Source organism: Haloarchaeobius caseinilyticus (assembly GCF_051207395.1).
Lineage (GTDB): Archaea > Halobacteriota > Halobacteria > Halobacteriales > Natrialbaceae > Haloarchaeobius.
The window spans coordinates 1,663,603-1,681,545 of record NZ_JBPJZC010000001.1 but is presented as its reverse complement, the minus strand read 5'-3'; the positions used below and the strand labels follow the sequence as shown (position 1 = coordinate 1,681,545).

The following is a 17,943-nucleotide window of genomic DNA, read 5'->3' as shown; positions in this document are numbered from 1 at the left end:
GGCTCTGGTTCGGGCACACCGCGGCCCGACGACCGCACTACGACGGCGCGGTCGACAGCAGCGCGACGAGGTTGTACAGCGTGAAGCCGAGGATGATGGCCACGGTGTAGTGGATGATGGCGACGAACGCGGTCGTCCGGCGGTCGAGGCGGTAGACGAGGTGGATGGCGTAGGCGTCGACCAGCACTGTCGCGAGAATAACGATGGCTGGTTCCCACTGCTGGAGGAGCAGTGAGAGCGCGCCGAGAATTGGGCCGACGAGAAACGCACGGCTCACGGGCACGTCGCCGAGCACGTTGCGCGCGGCGATATGCAGCGTCACCGCGTAGAACACGGTGGCGACGGCGAACGTGCCGAGGTACGCGAGCGGCCCGCCAGCGGCCGGAGCGAGTTGCACGGGAGCGAGCATACCGGCGCTTCGGGTCGCCGCGGTTTGTGCGTGACTATTCCAGCAGGCCGAGGTCTTCGAGGCGCGAGACGATCTTGTCGACCGCGTGCTCGGCGTCGACCGGCTTCTTCCCACCCGTGATGACCAGCTTGCCGGAGCCGAACAGCAGGGCGACGACTTCGGGCTCGTCGAGGCGGTAGACGAGGCCCGGGAACTGCTCGGGCTCGTACTCGATGTTCTCCAGGCCGAGACCGATGGCGATGGCGTTCAGGTTCAGGTTACGTCCGAGGTCCGCGCTCGTGACGATGTTCTGGACGACGATTTCGGGGTCGTCGTTCACCTGGATGTTGAGGTCGCGCAGCTTGTCGAAGACGATGCGCAGGCTCTCGTGGACGTCCTCTGTGCTCTTGGCACCCGTACAGACGATTTTCCCAGAGCGGAAGATGAGGGCGGCAGACTTCGGTTCTTGCGTGCGGTAGACGAGGCCCGGGAACTGCTCGGGGTCGTAGTCCGCACCTTCGAGGTCCATGGCGACGCTCTGCAGGTCGAGCTCCTGGCCGATGCCGGTGGAAGCGACCACGTTTTCGATATTGATGGTCTCCTTGGGGTCGGTCATACTCGACTTAAAAGTTGTATTTAAGGTTTATAAAGGTTGGTGCCAAGTAGGCGCATGGCCCGAATTCGGGCGCAGTCTGATGGTTCTCGTCGGCGAGAAAACTGAAATGTTGCCGGTATAAGGGTGACTTGAATCGATTCGGTGGGGAATTCGATACGTTTCGCGCTCGCGCGCGGACCACGTCGACGGTGCGACATCGCTGGTCGGGCGTCGGCGATAACAGGGCTGTTCGACGCGACGAGCAAGTATCACAACCGTATTGGTCCCGTCCCGACTACCCGGAGTCGTGTATCTGCTGGAACTCGGCGGTGAGGACGACGCCTTCGCCGCGCGCGAGGCGGCGAGTTGCGCGACCGGTATCGAGCGCGTCGCCGTCGGCGTCGCCACGGCTGGCAGCGTCGTGCTCGACCGCATCCGCGGCCTCGCGTACACGCACCGCGCCAGCGACCTCGTCGGCCGCACCGACGCGTCCATCGACAGTGCGGTCGCACTGCTCGACGCGGCTCCCATCGACCGCGAGGGGACCGTCGCGGTCCGCGCCAGAGACGTTCGGAGCGCGACTGGAATCTCGACCAGCGACGCGGAGCGCCAACTCGGCCAGGTTCTCGTCGACCGCGGCTTCACAGTCGACCTCGACGACCCGGACCACGAACTCCGAGTCGTGTTCGCGCCACTGGACGAACCCGAAGAGGGCGATAGTACTGACGAGACCGGTGACTCGCCCAGCGCGGGCGAAGCAGGCGTCTGTGCCCTCGGCTGGCTCGCCGCCGAGTCGGTTCGGGACTTCGGCGACCGGAAACCCACGGACAAACCGTTCTTCCAGCCCGGCAGCATGGACCCACTTCTCGCGCGCGCGGTGGTCAACGTCGCGGGTGCTGGCCCGGGTCAGACACTGCTGGACCCGATGTGTGGCACCGGCGGCGTTCTCGTCGAGGCCGGTCTCGTCGGGTCGACCGTCCTCGGCACCGACGCACAGGAGAAGATGGTCCGTGGCGCGAGCCAGAATCTCGCGCACTTTCTGGACACTGAGAAATACGCGATCACCGAACCGGGCGACTGGCACGTCTGTCGCGGCGACGGAACTGCGCTCCCGCTCTGCGACGATGCAGTCGACGCCGTCGTCTTCGACGCGCCGTACGGTCGCCAGTCGAAGATAGAGACGCACGGACTGGACGACCTCGTCGCTGGCGCGCTCTCCGAGGCTCGGCGCGTCGCCGACCGCTGTGTCGTCGTCGCCGACCGCTCGTGGGTCGAGCAGGCGCGCGACGCGGGGTGGGAAATCGAATCGTCGTTCGAACGGCGTGTGCACCGGTCGCTGACGCGGTACGTGCTGGTTTTAGAATAGCTGTCTTCGCTGTCTTCGCTGCCTCCGCGCTTATTCGCCGTCGGGATACGGGATGTCCACGGTCAGACCGTCCTCGGCGACGAAGCACTCGCCGTCGAACACCTCGCGGGCTTCGTGCAGGTGGTCTTCCGTGTGCCCGGCGTACCGCGAGGAGATGTGGGTGAGTGCGAGTCGCTTCACCCCTGCGCGACTGGCGATTTCTGCGGCCTGTTGGGCCGTCGAGTGGCCGGTCTGGCCGGCGCGCTCGCGGTTGTCCTCGGCGAAGGTCGCGTCGTGGACGAGTAAATCCGCGTTCTCGGCGACTTCGACGGTCTCGGCGACCGGTTCGGTGTCGCCGGTGTAGACGAACCGGCGGCCCGGGCGGGGGTCGCCGACGACCTGTTCTGGCGTCACGACGGTCCCGTCGTCGAGTTCGACCGGCTTGCCCTCGTGGAGGTGGGAGAACTTCGGGCCGACCGGGACACCGAGTTCCTCGGCGTGTTCGCGATCGAACCGGCCCTTTCTGTCGTCCTCGACGAGCGCGTAGCCCACCGCGCGTGTGCGGTGTTCCACGTCGAAGACGCGAATCTCGTACTCGTCGCGGTCGAGCGCGACCTGACCGGGCGAGACTTCGTGGATACGGACTGGGAACGACGGTCGGGTGCCCGTGGCACCGATGAGGCCTTCGATGACGTTCCGTTCGCCCGCCGGGCAGTGAATCGCGAGGGCGTCGTCGCGCTCGTTGAAGTCCATCGTCTGGAGCAAGCCCGGGATACCGAGGACGTGGTCGCCGTGCGTGTGCGTGACGAAGATGTGGTCGACACCGAAACCGGTGCCGTAGCGCATCATCTGGCGCTGGGTGCCTTCGGCGCAGTCGAAGAGAAACGCGTCACCCTCCCGCTGACAGAAGATGGCGGAGGGGTTGCGCTGCGTCGTCGGCACGGCCCCACTGGTCCCGAGGAAGGTGACGCTAAGCGGCATGGCACACCCTCGTCACGGGAGCGATAAACCGGTATCGAATCAGTGGCCGTCGCCGTGCTCACCGTGCTCGTCGTTGCCGTAGTCGTCGTCACTGTGCTCATCGTCGCTGTCTTCCTCGTCGTCACCACGGCGGAGTTCTTCGGCTGCCTCGACGGCGGCGGTCGTGTCGAGGTGGCCTTCACCGCGGTAGTCGGCCGGGGACACGTCCCTCGCGGTCTGTTCGATGAGGTGGCGAACCTCGGTAGCTGACGCCTGCGGTGCGATGCCGCGGACGAGCGCAGCGACGGCGGCGACCTGCGGCGAGGCCATGCTCGTCCCCGCCTTCCAGCCGTAGCCGGGGGTGACGTCGTCGTCTTCGACGGTGAACGCGGTCGAGAGGACGAGGTCGTACTGCCAGTTCGCGTCAGTGCCCATCGCGTCTCGGTCAGCATTGCCGCCGGGCGCACTCACGTCGACCGCATCGGTCCCGTAGTTGGTGTAGAACGCGGGTGTTCGTGGTGGTTCGCGGGTGGCTTCGAGTGCGTCCTTCATCTCGGGTCGGTCTGCGTCGTCGTCATCGTCGCCGCGCTCTGCATCGCCGTCACGTGTTTCACTCTCGCTGTCGTCACCATCTTCGTCGTCTCCGCCGTCGTCCTCCTCGCTCCAGCGGAACCCGATGGGGCCGGTCGCGCTGATGCTCATCACGTTGGCTGCCTCGTTCGGGAGGCTGATGACGTCGCCGTCGTCGTCTAAGTTCTCGCCGGCGTTTCCGGCGGAGGCGACGATGAGTGTCCCCTCCTCGTTCGCGAACGAGGCCGCACGTTCGATGACGTCGATGAGGAGCCGTGTTTCGGGGTCGGAAAGCGGAACCGGATACGCGCCGAGGCTCATGTTCGCGACGTCACAGCCGACCGCGGCCGCGTACACCATCGCAGCGATGATGTCGCCGAAGGTAGCGCCGCCGCCGGCCGAGAAGACGCGGCAGGCGACGATGTCGGTCTCCGGTGCCGTCCCGAGGACACCACGGTCGTTTCCCGCGTTCGCAGCGACGATGCCCGCGACGTGGGTCCCGTGGTCGCCCGCGCCGTTCGGCCTGTAGTCACCGCCATCGCCCGTGAAGTTCCGCGAGAGGTCGGAATCGATGGCGTGTGCGAGGTCTGGGTGGTCGTCGTACACACCGGAGTCGATGACCGCGACGTTCGTTCCTCGTCCGGCTACTTCGGGATGGACCCCGGGGACGGCCTGTGCGCCTTTGTCCCACTGGAGGTAGTACAGGGGTTCGCTCGCCCCATCGTGGTCGTCGTCGTCGTCACAGCCACGCTCGATTTCGGGTGGACTGACGGACAGCGCCACGTCCCGAGAGTAGCGCAGTCCGGCGACGGCCTCTTCGGAGCCGCGCACGACCGCGACGCCGATTTCGTCGAGTCGGTGTGTCAGTTCTAGTCCATCGAGTGATACATCGTCGCTTCGGAGGTCGACCAGATACCGGTCCGTCGATGGCGCTGCCTGTACGGTTCGACCGCCGAGAGCGATTGTCGCCGCCGCTGTCGCCGTTCCAGCCAGTACACCCCGCCGTGTGATTCCACGTGGCATAGCGTCCACATCGAAGAGCAGAAATTTAACTATACAAGACATGTCTGATTTCGGAATTTTCTGTTGTGCGCTGGGTTCGTGCATCGATTTCGACCGTCTCGAAACCGTTCAAGACCGTTCAAACCGTGGAAAATCGGCGGTGCAGGTAGAAACGATGCTCAACAGACTACCCGCTTTATGCCGCTGACTGCGCCAGAAAATAGCGATGACTCGACGGAATGTCTTGCTGACAGTCGCCGTGGCCGCCCTACTCGTCACTGCGGGCTGCCTCGGCGGGAGTAGCGGAACGGACACGCAGTCCCCGACCGGCACGGACGGTGCGACTGCCACTGACCCGGGAGACGAAGACGCAGCCCCCGGCGGCGGTGGTGGTGCCGGTGACGCCTCGATGTCGTTCTACGTGAGCGACCGCCCGGGCGCCATCGAGGACTTCGAACACCTGAACGTCACTATCACCAAGGTGGGCCTCCACCGCAGCGGTGACGCCGGTGGTGAGGAGGCGACCGACGGCGAGTCCGAAGCCGACGACGAGTCGCCCGCAGATGGGATGACGTCCCAGAGCGAGTCGACGACGACCGAGACCGCGAGCGATGGGACCACCGAGATGACGGCCGAAGAACCGGCCGAGACCTCGGTCCAGTCCGCGACCGAGACCAGCGCCGACGCCGCGGTCTACGCGAAGGAGACGACGACCACCGAGAACGGCACCGAGACGGAAACCGAGTCCGAAGGCGGTGCCGACGACGAGAGCGAGGACGGCTGGACGACCTACGAGGTCGACTCGCGGACCGTCGACCTCACCGAACTGCAGGGTGCGAACGCCTCCAAACTGGCGTCGTTCTCCGTCCAGTCTGGCGAGTACGACGGCGTGTTCGTCTACGTCAGCGACGTAGAAGGCACTCTGAAGAACGGCGAGCAAGTGAACGTGAAACTCCCGAGTGGAAAGCTCAAGATAAACAAGGGATTCACGGTCCAGTCCGGCACCGAGACCGAGTTCGTGTTCGACATCATGATTCACGAAGCGGGCAAGTCGGGCAAGTACGTCCTGCGCCCAGTCATCGGTGAGTCCGGAACCGGCGACCAGGTCGATATCCGCGACGTCGGTGAAGGCGACGAGTCCGGCGACGGTGCCGGCGAAACCGAGACCGACGAGGAGTCGACTGTCACCGAGGCCCCCACGACGGAGACGGACACCACGACTACGACAACCGACGCACCGGAGACGGACACGTCGACGACCACGGAGGCACCCGAAACAGAGACTGAGACGCAGACACAGACTGAGACCGAGACCGACGAACCACGGGGCGACCTCTCCGTGCAGGTGCAAGAGCCAGTCACGGCCGGTGAGGCGGCGACCGTGATGGTCTCCGAGACCGGCGGCCCAGTCGGTGGTGCGACCGTCTTGGTCGACGGCGAGGAAGTCGGGAAGACCAGCGACGGTGGCACGCTTGAGTTCACCGTACCGAAGGACACCGACTCGATTACCGTGGCGGTCACGAAAGACAGCGCCGAGGCGGAAGTCGAAGTCGAGGTCGAGCGTGGGAACGGAAACAATATAAGACAATATTCTGTCACGAGTGCGGCGGTGTAGACGCACCGAGACGTCGCCGTCGACCCGCAGTATGCGCCGGTGGCCGAAAGGTTGATATATTAACTAATTCCTCGCGGATATTGCGGCCATAACGACTATGTGCTAGCTCAAAATTCGGTTATAGCTACTGGAAATACATGGTAGCGGTTCTCACACAGCTGAAACGGACACCAATGGTAATTTTCCAAACAACTCGGAATGTTCCAACCGTTTCGATATAAAATTCTTGGTATCGCAAGATTAACTTAGTGTACTGGCACTGTCGTCGGTTTTACTGCGAGGTATTCACTCGCAGTTGCATTCGATGAAACGACAACTGCTTGCACTCACGCTTGCTTGCCTGATGGTTTTCTCAGCGGGTGCTCCCTTCGTGGGGGTCGCTGCTGCTGACGAGAGGGCGGCAACACACGACGCAGTAGAATCGGTGGATGACCAGTACGATGCGGATGCGGTGACGGAGGCGACCGCGAGCATCTCCAGTGACTTACGAGGACAAGCTGGGACCGTCGAGGTCGTCGCCCGACTCGAAGACGCGGACACGCGTCCCTCGATGAGTCGGACGGCGACGATTTCGGCGCTCCAGCGACAGGCACAGGACACCCAGCAGTCGGTTCTCACGTGGGCCAAACAGCACGACGGCGTCACGGTGAAGAACCGCTTCTGGATCACCAACGCCGTCTTGCTCGAAGTCGACAAGTCGAAAGTCGACCTCGACTCGCTCGCGAAGGTCCGCCACGTCGAACGGCTACACACGAACTTCGACGTGACCCTGCCCGAGTCGGCGACTGCGACTGGCAGCGCCGACAGCCCGTCTGGCCAGGCGTACGACACGACGTACGGTATCGACCAGATCAACGCGACGAAGGTCTGGGACCAGTACGACACGATGGGTGAGGGCGTCAAGGTGGCTGTCCTCGACACGGGTGTCGACATCGACCACCCCGACATCGACCTCTACACCGAGGACTCCTCGGACCCGACCTACCCCGGTGGCTGGGCGGAGTTCGACGGTGACGGGAACATCGTCGAAGGCTCCGAGCCCCGCGACACGGACACGCACGGGACGCACACGTCCGGTACCGTCTCCGGTGGCAACGCCAGCGGTGAGTACATCGGCGTCGCACCCAACGTCGACCTGATGCACGGTCTCGTCATCCCGGCTGGTGGCGGTTCCTTCGCACAGGTCGCCGGCGGGATGGAGTGGGCCGTCTCCGAGAACGCTGACGTCGTCTCGATGAGCCTCGGTGCCAACGGCTACTTCACCGAGATGATCGACCCGGTCCGGAACGCCGAAGCAGCGGGCACCATCGTGGTCGCCTCCTCCGGTAACTCCGGTGCAGGCAACTCCGGTTCGCCCGGTAACGTCTACGAGAGCTTCGCTATCGGTGCCTCGAACGAGGCCGCCGGCATCGCCGGCTTCTCCAGTGGTGAGGAGATCGACACGAGCTCCGCGTGGGGCAGTGCCGCGCCCGAAGAGTGGCCGAGCACGTACATCTCGCCCGACGTGGCTGCACCCGGTGTCTCCGTCAAGAGTGCCGTCCCCGGTGGCGGCTACTCGCAGTACGACGGCACCTCGATGGCCGCACCGCACGTCGCGGGCGCCATCGCGCTGATGGAAGCGGCCGCCGGTGGCGGTGACCAGCTTTCGAACTCGCAGATTCGCACGGCCTTCCGCGACACGGCGTGGAAGCCGGCCGATGAACCGGACGCGAACGACACTCGCTACGGTGCGGGTATCATCGACGTGAAGAACGCGACCGACTTGGTCGCACTCGACAGCGGTATCAACGGCACGGTGACGGACGCCCAGAGCGGCGACGCCGTCTCCGGTGCCTCGGTCAGTATCGACGGTGGCGCGTCCACCTCGACGAACGCGGCGGGCGAATACTCGGTCATCGCCCCCGAGGGAACGTACGACGTGAGCGCCGACGCGTTCGGCTACGAGGCGTCGAGTGCCTCCGTCAGTGTCCCGAACGGCAGCTACGCGACGCAGGACTTCTCGCTCTCGCCGGCACTGGACGTCGAAGTGGTCGACGGCCAGCCGTCCGGTATTCAGGCCGGTGACGACGTGAACGTCACCGTCCGCGTCGCCAACCTCGAATCGCTCACGGTCGACCTGCAGGGCGACTACGACGCCGCCGACGCGTCGCTGCTCGTCGCCGGCGAGGAAGCGACCTTCGGCGAACCGATTACGTTCGACGAACCCGTCGACGGTGAGGTCACCGTCACGGTCGAGACGACTGCAGACACGAACGGCACCATCTCGCTCGCACACACCTTCTCTGGCATGGGCGAGTCCATCTCCGCAGAGACCGGCCCGACGGACGTCTTCGAGGAGTTCGTCCGCATCGGTGTCGTCGACGACGAGGAAGAGTTCGGCAGCGACGTGCAGGCCGCACTCGACGGCTCGCTTTCGGCAGAGTATCAGGTCGACGTGCTCACGTCGGGCGAAGCGATGGAACAGATGGGTTCCTACGACGCGTTCGTCGTGCAGACGCTCGACGAGTCGAACGCACAGGCGTTCGTCGACGCGACTGCAAGCCCGCTGACCGGTGTCGTCTACCTCGACCAGTGGGGTTCGGGCAGTAACGGTATCGACTCCCGCATGGCCGCCATCGACGACCCGGGCAGCACGGACGAGAACGGCTTCGGCACGCCGCCCGTCGTCTACGAAGCGGCAGACTCCCACCCGATTCTCGACGGCATCGCCGCCCCCGGCGAAGCGGTCGACATCCACACCGGTTCCTACGGTGACCACACGTGGTTCTCTCAGAGCGACACGCAGACCATCGCCACGGTCGGTGACCAGGACGGGATGGCCGGTGACGCACTCTCCGTCTCCGAGGAACGCCGCACCGTCCTCGCCTCGTCGCTCGGTCGCACGACCTTCGTGACGAACGGCGACTACACGGACACGGCAGACCAGATCCTCGCGAACTCGGTCGTCTGGGCCGCGGACAGCCCGGAACCCGCAGGTGTGATGGAAGTGACTGACGCGACGGTCCAGCCCGACGGCACGGTCAACCTCCGCGTCAAGACCGACGTCGACGGTGTCGCCGGCTACCAGGCACACCTGACGTGGGACGCTGACAAGCTCCAGCTCACGGACGTGACGGGCATCGACTTCGCAGACCCTGCCTCGAACATCGACAACGAGGAGGGCTGGGTCGACATGGCCCAGGCGCAAGCCAACGGCGTCGACGACCCCGTCTTCGCAGAACTCGAATTCAACGTGACGATGGGCGAGCGCGGCGACGACGCCACCGTCGGGTGGAACATCGCCGACTCCGGTGTCAACTACGAGAACGGCACCGAGCCGCTCGTCGACTGGGACAACGGTATGGTCTCGGTCGCCGCGTGTTCCGCCGGTGACGTGAACATGGACGGCGAGGTCACCTCCGCCGACGCGACGCTCGTCCAGCGCTACATCGTCGGTGACGACATCGAGGTGCCGTTCAACGCGAACTGCGCCGACATGAACGGCGATGGTCAGGTCACCTCCGCTGACGTAACGGAGATCCTCCAGATCATCGTCGGCAACGAGGACCCGCGCCTCGTCCACGCCGCCGCGACGCCGCTCAGCATCGTTAACTAACCAACCACCCTCGCTCCAGCGAGGTTTTTTGAAACACAGCAGACCGCGGTTTCCGTACCGCCCTACATCGGGGCACCGTGCGACCACGGCGCGATGGCCGCACACGACTCGGCACGCGCTGACCCGACACGAAATCACCACGCGACACACTCCACAACACACGATTCACCATGCAGACTCACGCCAGACACACCGCTCGTATCGCACTCTTGTTCACGCTCTGCGTCGCCCTCGCGGCGACGCCACTGGCCGCCACTGCTGGGGCCGCTTTCACCGACTCGACGGCCGAAACTGCCGGCGACGCGACGCTCTCGTTGACCGAGAAAGCCACAGGTTCCGGCACCGTCACCGTCCAACTCACTGCGACCGGCGACGACGTGGCCGGCTATCAGGCGAACCTGACGTTCGACCCCTCGGTCGTGCAGGTCACGAGCGTCGAAGGCGCAGACTACGCGCGGCCGGTCCAGAACGTGAACAACGACGACGGGTGGGTGTTCATTACCCAGTCACAGGCACAGGGAAGCGACGACCCGGTCCTCGCGACCATCACCTTCGAAGCGGTCGGGAGCGGCGGCCAGAGCGCGCTCCAGTTCGTCGAGCAAGACACCAAAGTCAACGACGTCGACGGCAACCACGTCTCCGTCTCTGTCGAGGAACAGCGCGTCTCCGTCGAAGGCAGCGACGGGATGCAGGCCAACGGCGACGGTGCCGACTCGCAGGCGAACGACGACGGCGACAGTGACCCCGCGAAGACGGGGAGCGACGACAGCGATGCCGCTGGCGAGGGTGACAGCGACGGCGAGAGCGGTGTCGGGGCCGAGTCGGTTCCCCAGACGGCGCTCATCGCGGGTGGTGCCATCGTCCTCGTCGCCGGCATCGTTCTCGGTCGGCAGTCGTCCTGAGAATCGACCGATTCTTAGGCGGCGCTCACATACTCCGCGACGATGGACGCGCCACTGTGGACCGACGTACACGCCCCCGACCTCGCGGACCTCCCGCAGGACGACGTGCGCGACTACCTCGGCAAAGCCGTCTCGGAACCCATCAATCTCGTCCTCCACGGCCCACCGGGTGCCGGGAAGACGGCCGCAGTGCGCGCGCTCGCTCGGGAAGCACACGAGGACCCCGAGAACGACCTCGTCGAGATAAACGTCGCCGACTTCTTCGGTCGGACCAAGACCGAGATCAAGAACGACCCGCGGTTCGCGGCGTTCCTCGTCGGGAAGTCAGACCTCTCGAAGCGGGACATGATCAACCACGTCCTCAAGGAGTCCGCGAGCTACGCGCCCGTCTCGGGCCACTACAAGACGGTCGTGCTCGACAACGCAGAGGACATCCGCGTGGACTTCCAGCAGGCGCTTCGCCGGGTGATGGAGCAGTTCCACAAGACGACGCAGTTCGTCATCTGTACGCGCCAGCCGACGAAACTCATCCCGCCGATTCGCTCACGCTGTTTCCCCGTCTCGATGCGCGCCGCGTCGAACGAGGAGACGGTCGCCGTGCTCCGACGCATCGTCGAGGTCGAGGAAGTCGAGTACGAGGACGCCGGACTGGAGTTCGTCGCGGGCTACGCCGAGGGGAACCTCCGCGAGGCGATTCTGGCGACGCAGACGGTTCACACCACCGAAGGCGAGGTGACGATGCAGACCGCCTACGAGACCATCGGCGACGTGGGCGACGAGGAGACGATTCAGTCGATGCTGGACGACGCCGAGGCTGGCGAGTTCACCGACGCGCGTAGTACGCTCGACGACCTGCTCGTCGACGAGGGCTACAGCGGGAACGAGGTGCTGGCGTCGATACTGCGCGTGGCGCGCAAACGCTACGACGGCGACCGCCTCGCGCGACTCCACGAACTCGCTGGCGAAATCGACGTGGACATGAACACCGGGACCTCAGACCGGGTCCACCTCTCGCACCTGTTGGCGGAACTGGGCCGCGAACGAGTCTCTCGATAGCTGTTTCTGGTCTCATTTTGCGAACAGGCGGTTCTCTCAGTCTGCACAGCACCGTCGGGGGTGAACCGCGCACCCGCCTCGGCCACCCGACGGCGACGGTTACGTCACGGCGTGGCTGGCCGCGGCTTCGTACGTAAAAGGTGAGTCGTGTGCCACGTCCTTGTCGGTGTTCTGGTCGGTTGTGTCGTGGAGTCGGTCAGGTTTCGTTTTGGCTGGTTGCGTCGGAGAGTCGGTCACGAATCACGACGGTACACGACCGCACCGCAGCCACACCCTCCCCAACCGATTCGTGACGCTCGCTTCACGCTGTTCCGCTCACGCCACTCATCCCTCGCGCGGCTACGACTCGCGGGCCTCACATCCGTTCGCCCACACGAGTCAGCGCGCGCCACAGTGGTCGTGAAAGCCCACGTCGTCGCGCGGAACTCGTTTATCCGTGTCGGCAGGAGGTTTATACTCGCGCTGGACCTATCCGGGTTCGTGAGCGCGCGTACAACCGCCCTCGACGCAGTCATCTTCGGCGTCGACATCCAGAGCGGGGACGTTCGCGGTGACGCACCTTCCTACGCACTCGTCGTCTTGGGTGACGACGAGATAGAACGGGACGTGGTCACCTATCGAAAGCTCCGCCGTCGCATCGAGAGCGAGCGACCGGCCATCGTGGCGACCGACAACATGTACGAGTTGGCCGAGGACAAGGACGATTTGGTCCGCTTTCTCGGCAGTCTCCCCGACGAGACACGCCTCGTGCAGGTGACAGGGGCGGAACAGCCCGAACCGCTCTCCAGAGTCGCCTCGCGACATGGCGTCCCGTACGGGAAGGACCCGATGAAAGAGGCCGAGGCGGCGGCCCACCTCGCCGCGGCCAACGTCGGCCACGAGGTCACGGCCTTCACCGATACGACACAGGTGAAGGTCTCACGCGGGCGCTCGACGGGCAAGGGCGGCTGGAGTCAGGACCGCTACACCCGCCGGATTCACGGAAACGTAAAGACCCACGCTCGCGAGGTCGAGTCAGAACTGAAAGACGCCGGCCTCGACTACGAGATGGACGTGACCGAGAAGTACGGCGGCTACTCGAACGCAATTTTCTCCGTGCACGCGCGACCCCAGGACATCCCGGTCTCGCGCCATCGGTCGGGCGACACGCGCGTCGAGATTCAGCGCGAGCGACGCGACGGCATCGAGTTCGAGCCACTGGCGAAACGCCGGGACCACGTCATCGTCGGGATGGACCCCGGGACGACTACGGCGCTCGCCATCGTCAGCCTCGACGGCGAGGTACTGGACGTACTGTCGACTCGAACTGCCGATACCGCCGCCGTCATCGAGTGGGTAGTCGAACGCGGTCGGCCAGTCATCGTCGCCGCCGACGTGACGCCGATGCCGAACACGGTCGGGAAGGTCCGCGCCAGCTTCGATGCGGTTCCGTGGGAACCGGATTCCGACCTGCCCATCGACGAGAAACAACACCGGACTCGGGAAACGGGCTACGACAACGACCACGAGCGTGACGCACTCGCGGCCGCGCTGTTCGCCTACGATGCCCACGAGGACCAGTTCGAGCGCATCGCGCGGAAGGTCCCGCCCCGACTCGACCGCGGTGAGGTCACCGCGAAAGTGCTCGACGGCGAGGGGTCAGTGGAGGCGGTCGTCGCGGCCATGACCGAGACCGACGACGGCGACGAGGACGAGCACGAACACGACCCGCGCGAGCTCACTGCCGAGGAAAAGCGCATCAAGACGCTGGAACGGCAGGTCGAGCGCCTCGAAAGTCACATCGACGACCTGAACGACACAGTCGCGACGAAGGACGACCGCATCGCCGACCTCCAGTCGAACCTCGACCGCGCCCGCTCACAGGGCCGAAGCGAGGCGCGAAAGACCCGAATGGTCACGCGCCTCGAACGCCGGAACAAGGCATTGGAGCGCAAACTGGACGAGAAAGACGAGGAGATCGACGCGCTCGACGGGAAGCTTAAACGGCTCAAAGAGCTGTGGAAGCTCGATCACTCGAACTTCGCCGACGTGTCCGAGAAGAAGAAGGGGCTCGTGCCGGTCAAACCGGTGGACAAGTTCACCAGAGACGCAATCGAGGAGGCCCACGAAAGCTACGGACTAGCGAAAGGTGACGTGGTGTTCCTGCGTGACGCCTCCGGCGCGGGCCGAACGACCGCCGAGAAACTGGTGGCGCACCAGCCACGCGTCGTCCTCCTCGGCTCCAGCGGCCTGTCCGAGGTCGCCGACGAAGTGCTGTTCGAGCACCGGATTCCGGTCGGTCCGGCCGACGACGTCGCGATGCAGGAGGTCGACGAACTCGCAGTCGCTCGCGATTCGGACGTGAACGACGTCATTTCGGACTGGGAGAAACTCGCCGAGATGCGCAAGAAGGACCAGAAGTCCGAGATGGTCGACCGCCTCATCAGCGAACACCGGGCCGAGCGCGGGACTGGGCGGTTCTGATGGTGACGATTTAGGGCCGGTTCTGACCGACTGGTCTCTCTTTCGCGCTCAGTTCTCCGCCTCGAGTGCCTCGCGGACCGCCGCGTAGTCTTCCTCTGTCCCCCGAGACTCGTATCCGTTGTCTGGCCAGAGCGTCAGGCCGTCCCCGGCGCGACGAGGCGCGACGTGCAGGTGGAAGTGGCCGACCGACTGCCCCGCCGCCGTCCCACTGTCATGGAGGAGGTTCACACCGTCGAACCCGTGGCGTTGGAGGCGAGTTGCGACGTGGCGGGCGTGGGCCGTGACTGCCTGCAGTGCATTCTCAGAGATATCGAACAAACTCTCGTGGTGGGTCTTCGGGACGACCAGCAGGTGTCCCTCGGAAAAGGGGTCGAGTGGGGCGAAGGCCAGCGTCTCGTCGGTCTCGTCGAGGACGAGGGCGTCGGCCTTCCCCGCGACGATGGCACAAAACGTGCAGTCCATGCGGGAACGTCGGTGGTGGTACTTGTAGTCGTTCCCTCGGTGTGAGAGATACTTACACGCTGCCCCAGCGTTGACATTCGTTCCCGGTGACCGTCGTGTATGTTCCCCGAAACCATCGGGACAGACCGCCTTTTACTCGTCCGCTGTTGCCGCGACACCCTCTCCGCGCTGGACCTGTACGAGCACATGCGCGCTGGCGCGCCCCACATGGACGAAGTCAGCCGGTACGTCATCTGGGAGCCACACGACACGCCGAAGGACAGCCACGACTACCTCGACGAGGTCGAACAGCAGTGGGCCGAGCGCGAGCAGGCGACCTACGTCGTCTACCCCCGCGAGGGCGAGGACGACGCGGGCGAGTTCGCCGGTCTGACGAACCTCCACTTCCACTGGGACGTGCGCGCGGCCGAACTCGGCATCTGGCTCCACAAGCCGTTCTGGGGCCGGGGCTACTCCGGCGAGCGCGCCGCGGCGTTGTACGAACTCGCCTTCGAGCGACTGGACCTGGAGGTCGTCGGCGCGACCTACCATGGTGGCAACGAGAACTCCAAACGCGCCATCGAGAAGTACGTCGAGGCCCACGGCGGCCAGTACGACGGTGTCCGGCGCAACGCCTTTCGCGCGCCAGACGGCGAGATTCGGGACTTCCACCGCTATTCGGTGACGAGTGAGCAGTATTTCGAGAGTCAGCAGTAGAAGTAGGGTTCGAGCGGTTCTTCCAGAGTTAGAACATGCCGCCCATGCCGAACATGGAGAGCATGTTGCCCACGAGTGCTTTGACGATGAGAGCTGCACCGATGAAGAAGACGGCGAGGCCGACGGCAACTTCCCAGTGGATGGTGGCGACGAACGCGATGCCACCGACCATGAACAGGAGGCCGAGGAAGCCGGACAGTCCCAGCATATTGCCGTACTTGCTGACCGCACCGCTCGATTCGGACGAAGAGTCTGCTGCCATGCCCGCGACTGCGAGCGCTGGGCGATTAAACCCCGTGGTTCCTGTCGATGGATGTGTGAGTCGGTGTGGATTTTCGTCGACACGCTGTTTTGGCTTGCAGCGTCTCGGTCGTCTTCTTCGCCGCGCAGTTCACGACTGCTGACGGGACACGACCGCACCGCGCCTCCCACCTCCCCGGCCACGTCCTCCCCATCCGGTTGCGCGCCCCCGCGGTCTTCACGGCGAGGCAACTGCGTCGCCTCGCTCGCCAAACGGTGATTCCGGCGGTCGTTGCCGCCTCTCTGTCACTTCCTCGCAGAAAATCCCAGTCGATTTAAAAACGTCGGGTACCATACAGACGCATATGAGCGACAACGACGGAGGCGGCCGGAAGAACCTTCGCATGCCCGACGACGACGAGGTGTTCGCGACGGTCACGAACATGCTCGGTGCCAACCGCGTGAAAGTCCGCTGTGCGGACGGCGTCGAGCGAACCGCTCGAATCCCCGGGAAGATGCAAAAACGCGTCTGGATACGCGAGGACGACGTGGTCCTCGTCGAGCCGTGGGACTGGCAGGACGAGAAGGCCGACATCAAGTGGCGCTACGAGAAGCAAGACGCTGACCAGTTGCGCCAGGAAGGACACATTCAGTAGCTCGATTTTCCGAGTCGTTCGATACTCATCACAGGGTCAGTCAGCGGCGAGCGTGTCGACCGCCGCGACTGCGGGCATAGTGCGGAGGCGACCGTTCGCCAACCAGTACACGCCGAGCAACAGGAGCGACACGCCGGTCGCCGCGAACAGCGGGTAGGGACCGATAGCCTCGGTGAGGGTGCCACCGACGAGCGCGCCGATAGGGATGGACACCGACGCAGCGCTCCCGAGGACGGCCGACACGCGGCCCATCAGGGACTCAGGGACGATGGATTGGGTCATCGCGGCGAGCAGGACGTTGCTGGCCCCGATGGGGACCACTGCGAGGGCGAACACGACTGCGGTCAGGCCGAGGTTGCCGGTCTTGGCTGCGAGGAAGACGAACAGGAGCCAGACGAGGCCACTCGTGACGAAGCACACGACGGAGAGCCGACCGAACGGCTGATTTTCGACCCGGCTGGCGACGAGGGCCCCGAGGAAGCTACCGACGCCGAAGGCCGCCATCAGCACGCCGTAGGCGCGTGCGCCACCGAACGTGTCGGCGAAGGCGGGCATCGATGCGAACACGGAGCCACCGGCCGCGAAGTTGACGAGTGCGGCACCGACGAGGATGGGGACCAACACGGTCCCACGGACGAAGTCGATGCCTTCCGTGAGGTCGGCGAGGTAACTGCTCGCACCGTCAGGCTGTCCTGACTCCTGCGCGTCCCGTCCACCGTCGGTTGCGGGGACGGCCTCGCCCGGTTCACTGTCGGCCGCCGAAACGCGGACATCGTCACCGTCTTCGGCGTCTTCGTCGTCGGCCGGGGGAACCCGAATCGACGCGAACAGGAGTGCTGCGGCGGCGAACGTCACCGAATCGACGATGAACAGCGTCGTCGCCCCGACGATGGCGATGAGCACCCCGCCCGCAGCGTTCGCCACCGCGTCGATGCCCTGGTACGCCAGCGAGAACAACGAGTTCGCGGTGACGAGTTCGTCGTCCTCGACGAGTCGGGGGAGCAGGGCGCTGTTGGCCGGATACACGAGTTGATTCAGGAGGGACAGTAGCGGCATGACGGTGAGGATGAGCCACACCGACAGGTAGCCGAAGTAGTGTGCGACCGGCAGGGCGGCGATGACGACCCCCTGTATCAGTTGCGTCCGGACGAGGATGTGTCGCAGGTCCCAGCGGTCGACCAGTGGACCGAAGAAGGCCTGCAGCGCGCTGGGTGCCATCACGAGGAAGCCCGCGATGCCGGAGTACGCCGCGCTCCCGGTGAGCCGATACACCAGCCACATCGCGGCGACGAAGTAGAGGCTGTCCCCCACGTTCGTCACGATGCGACCGGCGAACAACCGCGTGAAGTCGCGGTTGCGAAAGAGTGCGTGCATGTGAGAGAGAACGGACTACGGCCC

At 64.9% G+C, this 17,943-nt stretch carries 15 protein-coding genes; 8 read left to right on the top strand and 7 right to left on the bottom strand.

Going from position 1 to position 17,943, the window contains the following annotated elements; genetic code table 11:
• Positions 1–37: 37 nt before the first annotated feature.
• Positions 38–409 (bottom strand): DUF7473 family protein, encoded by a 372-nt coding sequence (locus ACSC1P_RS08795; protein ID WP_435359770.1) that lies wholly within the window; start codon positions 407–409, stop codon positions 38–40.
• Between the two features lie 34 nt (positions 410–443).
• Positions 444–1,004, bottom strand: coding sequence for a TATA-box-binding protein (locus ACSC1P_RS08790; RefSeq protein ID WP_435359769.1), 561 nt, complete (start codon positions 1,002–1,004; stop codon positions 444–446).
• Positions 1,005–1,290: 286 nt separating this feature from the next.
• On the opposite strand from ACSC1P_RS08790, the gene ACSC1P_RS08785 reads away from it, so the two are divergent.
• Complete coding sequence (locus ACSC1P_RS08785; protein ID WP_435359768.1) at positions 1,291–2,349, top strand: TIGR01177 family methyltransferase; 1,059 nt, start codon at positions 1,291–1,293, stop codon at positions 2,347–2,349.
• Between the two features lie 30 nt (positions 2,350–2,379).
• Here the strand turns inward: ACSC1P_RS08785 and rnz are convergent, their stop codons facing one another.
• Complete coding sequence (gene rnz, locus ACSC1P_RS08780) at positions 2,380–3,309, bottom strand: ribonuclease Z (protein WP_435359767.1); 930 nt, start codon at positions 3,307–3,309, stop codon at positions 2,380–2,382.
• Between the two features lie 39 nt (positions 3,310–3,348).
• A complete protein-coding gene (locus ACSC1P_RS08775) occupies positions 3,349–4,881 on the bottom strand; it encodes a S8 family peptidase (RefSeq protein ID WP_435359766.1) in 1,533 nt (510 codons plus the stop codon).
• A 205-nt stretch (positions 4,882–5,086) separates the two neighbouring features.
• On the opposite strand from ACSC1P_RS08775, the gene ACSC1P_RS08770 reads away from it, so the two are divergent.
• The 5 genes from ACSC1P_RS08770 to ACSC1P_RS08750 all read left to right on the top strand — a co-directional run bounded on the left by ACSC1P_RS08770 (position 5,087) and on the right by ACSC1P_RS08750 (position 14,491).
• Positions 5,087–6,475, top strand: a complete 1,389-nt coding sequence (locus tag ACSC1P_RS08770) for a DUF4382 domain-containing protein (RefSeq protein ID WP_435359765.1) — start codon at positions 5,087–5,089, stop codon at positions 6,473–6,475.
• A gap of 424 nt (positions 6,476–6,899) precedes the next feature.
• A complete protein-coding gene (locus tag ACSC1P_RS08765; RefSeq protein ID WP_435359764.1) occupies positions 6,900–10,070 on the top strand; it encodes a S8 family serine peptidase in 3,171 nt (1,056 codons plus the stop codon).
• A gap of 170 nt (positions 10,071–10,240) precedes the next feature.
• On the top strand, positions 10,241–10,972 hold the full coding sequence (locus ACSC1P_RS08760) for a cohesin domain-containing protein (RefSeq protein WP_435359763.1): 732 nt from the start codon (positions 10,241–10,243) through the stop codon (positions 10,970–10,972).
• Between the two features lie 42 nt (positions 10,973–11,014).
• The gene (locus ACSC1P_RS08755) at positions 11,015–12,028 is read left to right on the top strand and encodes an AAA family ATPase (protein WP_435359762.1); all 1,014 of its coding nucleotides are present in this window, start codon (positions 11,015–11,017) and stop codon (positions 12,026–12,028) included.
• Between the two features lie 480 nt (positions 12,029–12,508).
• Positions 12,509–14,491 (top strand): DUF460 domain-containing protein, encoded by a 1,983-nt coding sequence (locus tag ACSC1P_RS08750; protein ID WP_435359761.1) that lies wholly within the window; start codon positions 12,509–12,511, stop codon positions 14,489–14,491.
• Between the two features lie 48 nt (positions 14,492–14,539).
• Here ACSC1P_RS08750 and ACSC1P_RS08745 read toward each other — a convergent pair whose 3' ends face one another.
• Positions 14,540–14,953 (bottom strand): HIT family protein, encoded by a 414-nt coding sequence (locus ACSC1P_RS08745; RefSeq protein ID WP_435359760.1) that lies wholly within the window; start codon positions 14,951–14,953, stop codon positions 14,540–14,542.
• Positions 14,954–15,052: 99 nt separating this feature from the next.
• Between ACSC1P_RS08745 and ACSC1P_RS08740 the strand changes: the two genes are divergently transcribed.
• Positions 15,053–15,649 (top strand): GNAT family N-acetyltransferase, encoded by a 597-nt coding sequence (locus ACSC1P_RS08740; RefSeq protein ID WP_435359759.1) that lies wholly within the window; start codon positions 15,053–15,055, stop codon positions 15,647–15,649.
• A 28-nt stretch (positions 15,650–15,677) separates the two neighbouring features.
• On the opposite strand, the gene ACSC1P_RS08735 is transcribed toward ACSC1P_RS08740, so the two are convergent.
• Entirely contained in the window at positions 15,678–15,911 is a 234-nt protein-coding gene (locus ACSC1P_RS08735) for a DUF7470 family protein (RefSeq protein WP_435359758.1), read from the bottom strand.
• Positions 15,912–16,254: 343 nt separating this feature from the next.
• On the opposite strand from ACSC1P_RS08735, the gene eif1A reads away from it, so the two are divergent.
• Positions 16,255–16,545: a translation initiation factor eIF-1A gene (gene eif1A / locus ACSC1P_RS08730; protein ID WP_435359757.1), complete on the top strand. Its 291-nt coding sequence runs from the start codon at positions 16,255–16,257 to the stop codon at positions 16,543–16,545.
• 36 nt (positions 16,546–16,581) lie between these two features.
• Here eif1A and ACSC1P_RS08725 read toward each other — a convergent pair whose 3' ends face one another.
• Positions 16,582–17,919: an MFS transporter gene (locus ACSC1P_RS08725; RefSeq protein ID WP_435359756.1), complete on the bottom strand. Its 1,338-nt coding sequence runs from the start codon at positions 17,917–17,919 to the stop codon at positions 16,582–16,584.
• Positions 17,920–17,943 lie beyond the last annotated feature (24 nt).

Bases quoted from the DNA above. Each gene is read 5' to 3' on its own strand.
- ACSC1P_RS08795 (WP_435359770.1), bottom strand. From the start codon at position 409: ATGCTCGCTCCCGTGCAACTCGCTCCGGCCGCTGGCGGGCCGCTCGCG.
- ACSC1P_RS08790 (WP_435359769.1), bottom strand. From the start codon at position 1,004: ATGACCGACCCCAAGGAGACCATCAATATCGAAAACGTGGTCGCTTCC.
- rnz (WP_435359767.1), bottom strand. From the start codon at position 3,309: ATGCCGCTTAGCGTCACCTTCCTCGGGACCAGTGGGGCCGTGCCGACG.
- ACSC1P_RS08775 (WP_435359766.1), bottom strand. From the start codon at position 4,881: ATGCCACGTGGAATCACACGGCGGGGTGTACTGGCTGGAACGGCGACA.
- ACSC1P_RS08770 (WP_435359765.1), top strand. From the start codon at position 5,087: ATGACTCGACGGAATGTCTTGCTGACAGTCGCCGTGGCCGCCCTACTC.
- ACSC1P_RS08760 (WP_435359763.1), top strand. From the start codon at position 10,241: ATGCAGACTCACGCCAGACACACCGCTCGTATCGCACTCTTGTTCACG.
- ACSC1P_RS08755 (WP_435359762.1), top strand. From the start codon at position 11,015: ATGGACGCGCCACTGTGGACCGACGTACACGCCCCCGACCTCGCGGAC.
- ACSC1P_RS08745 (WP_435359760.1), bottom strand. From the start codon at position 14,953: ATGGACTGCACGTTTTGTGCCATCGTCGCGGGGAAGGCCGACGCCCTC.
- ACSC1P_RS08740 (WP_435359759.1), top strand. From the start codon at position 15,053: ATGTTCCCCGAAACCATCGGGACAGACCGCCTTTTACTCGTCCGCTGT.
- ACSC1P_RS08735 (WP_435359758.1), bottom strand. From the start codon at position 15,911: ATGGCAGCAGACTCTTCGTCCGAATCGAGCGGTGCGGTCAGCAAGTAC.
- eif1A (WP_435359757.1), top strand. From the start codon at position 16,255: ATGAGCGACAACGACGGAGGCGGCCGGAAGAACCTTCGCATGCCCGAC.
- ACSC1P_RS08725 (WP_435359756.1), bottom strand. From the start codon at position 17,919: ATGCACGCACTCTTTCGCAACCGCGACTTCACGCGGTTGTTCGCCGGT.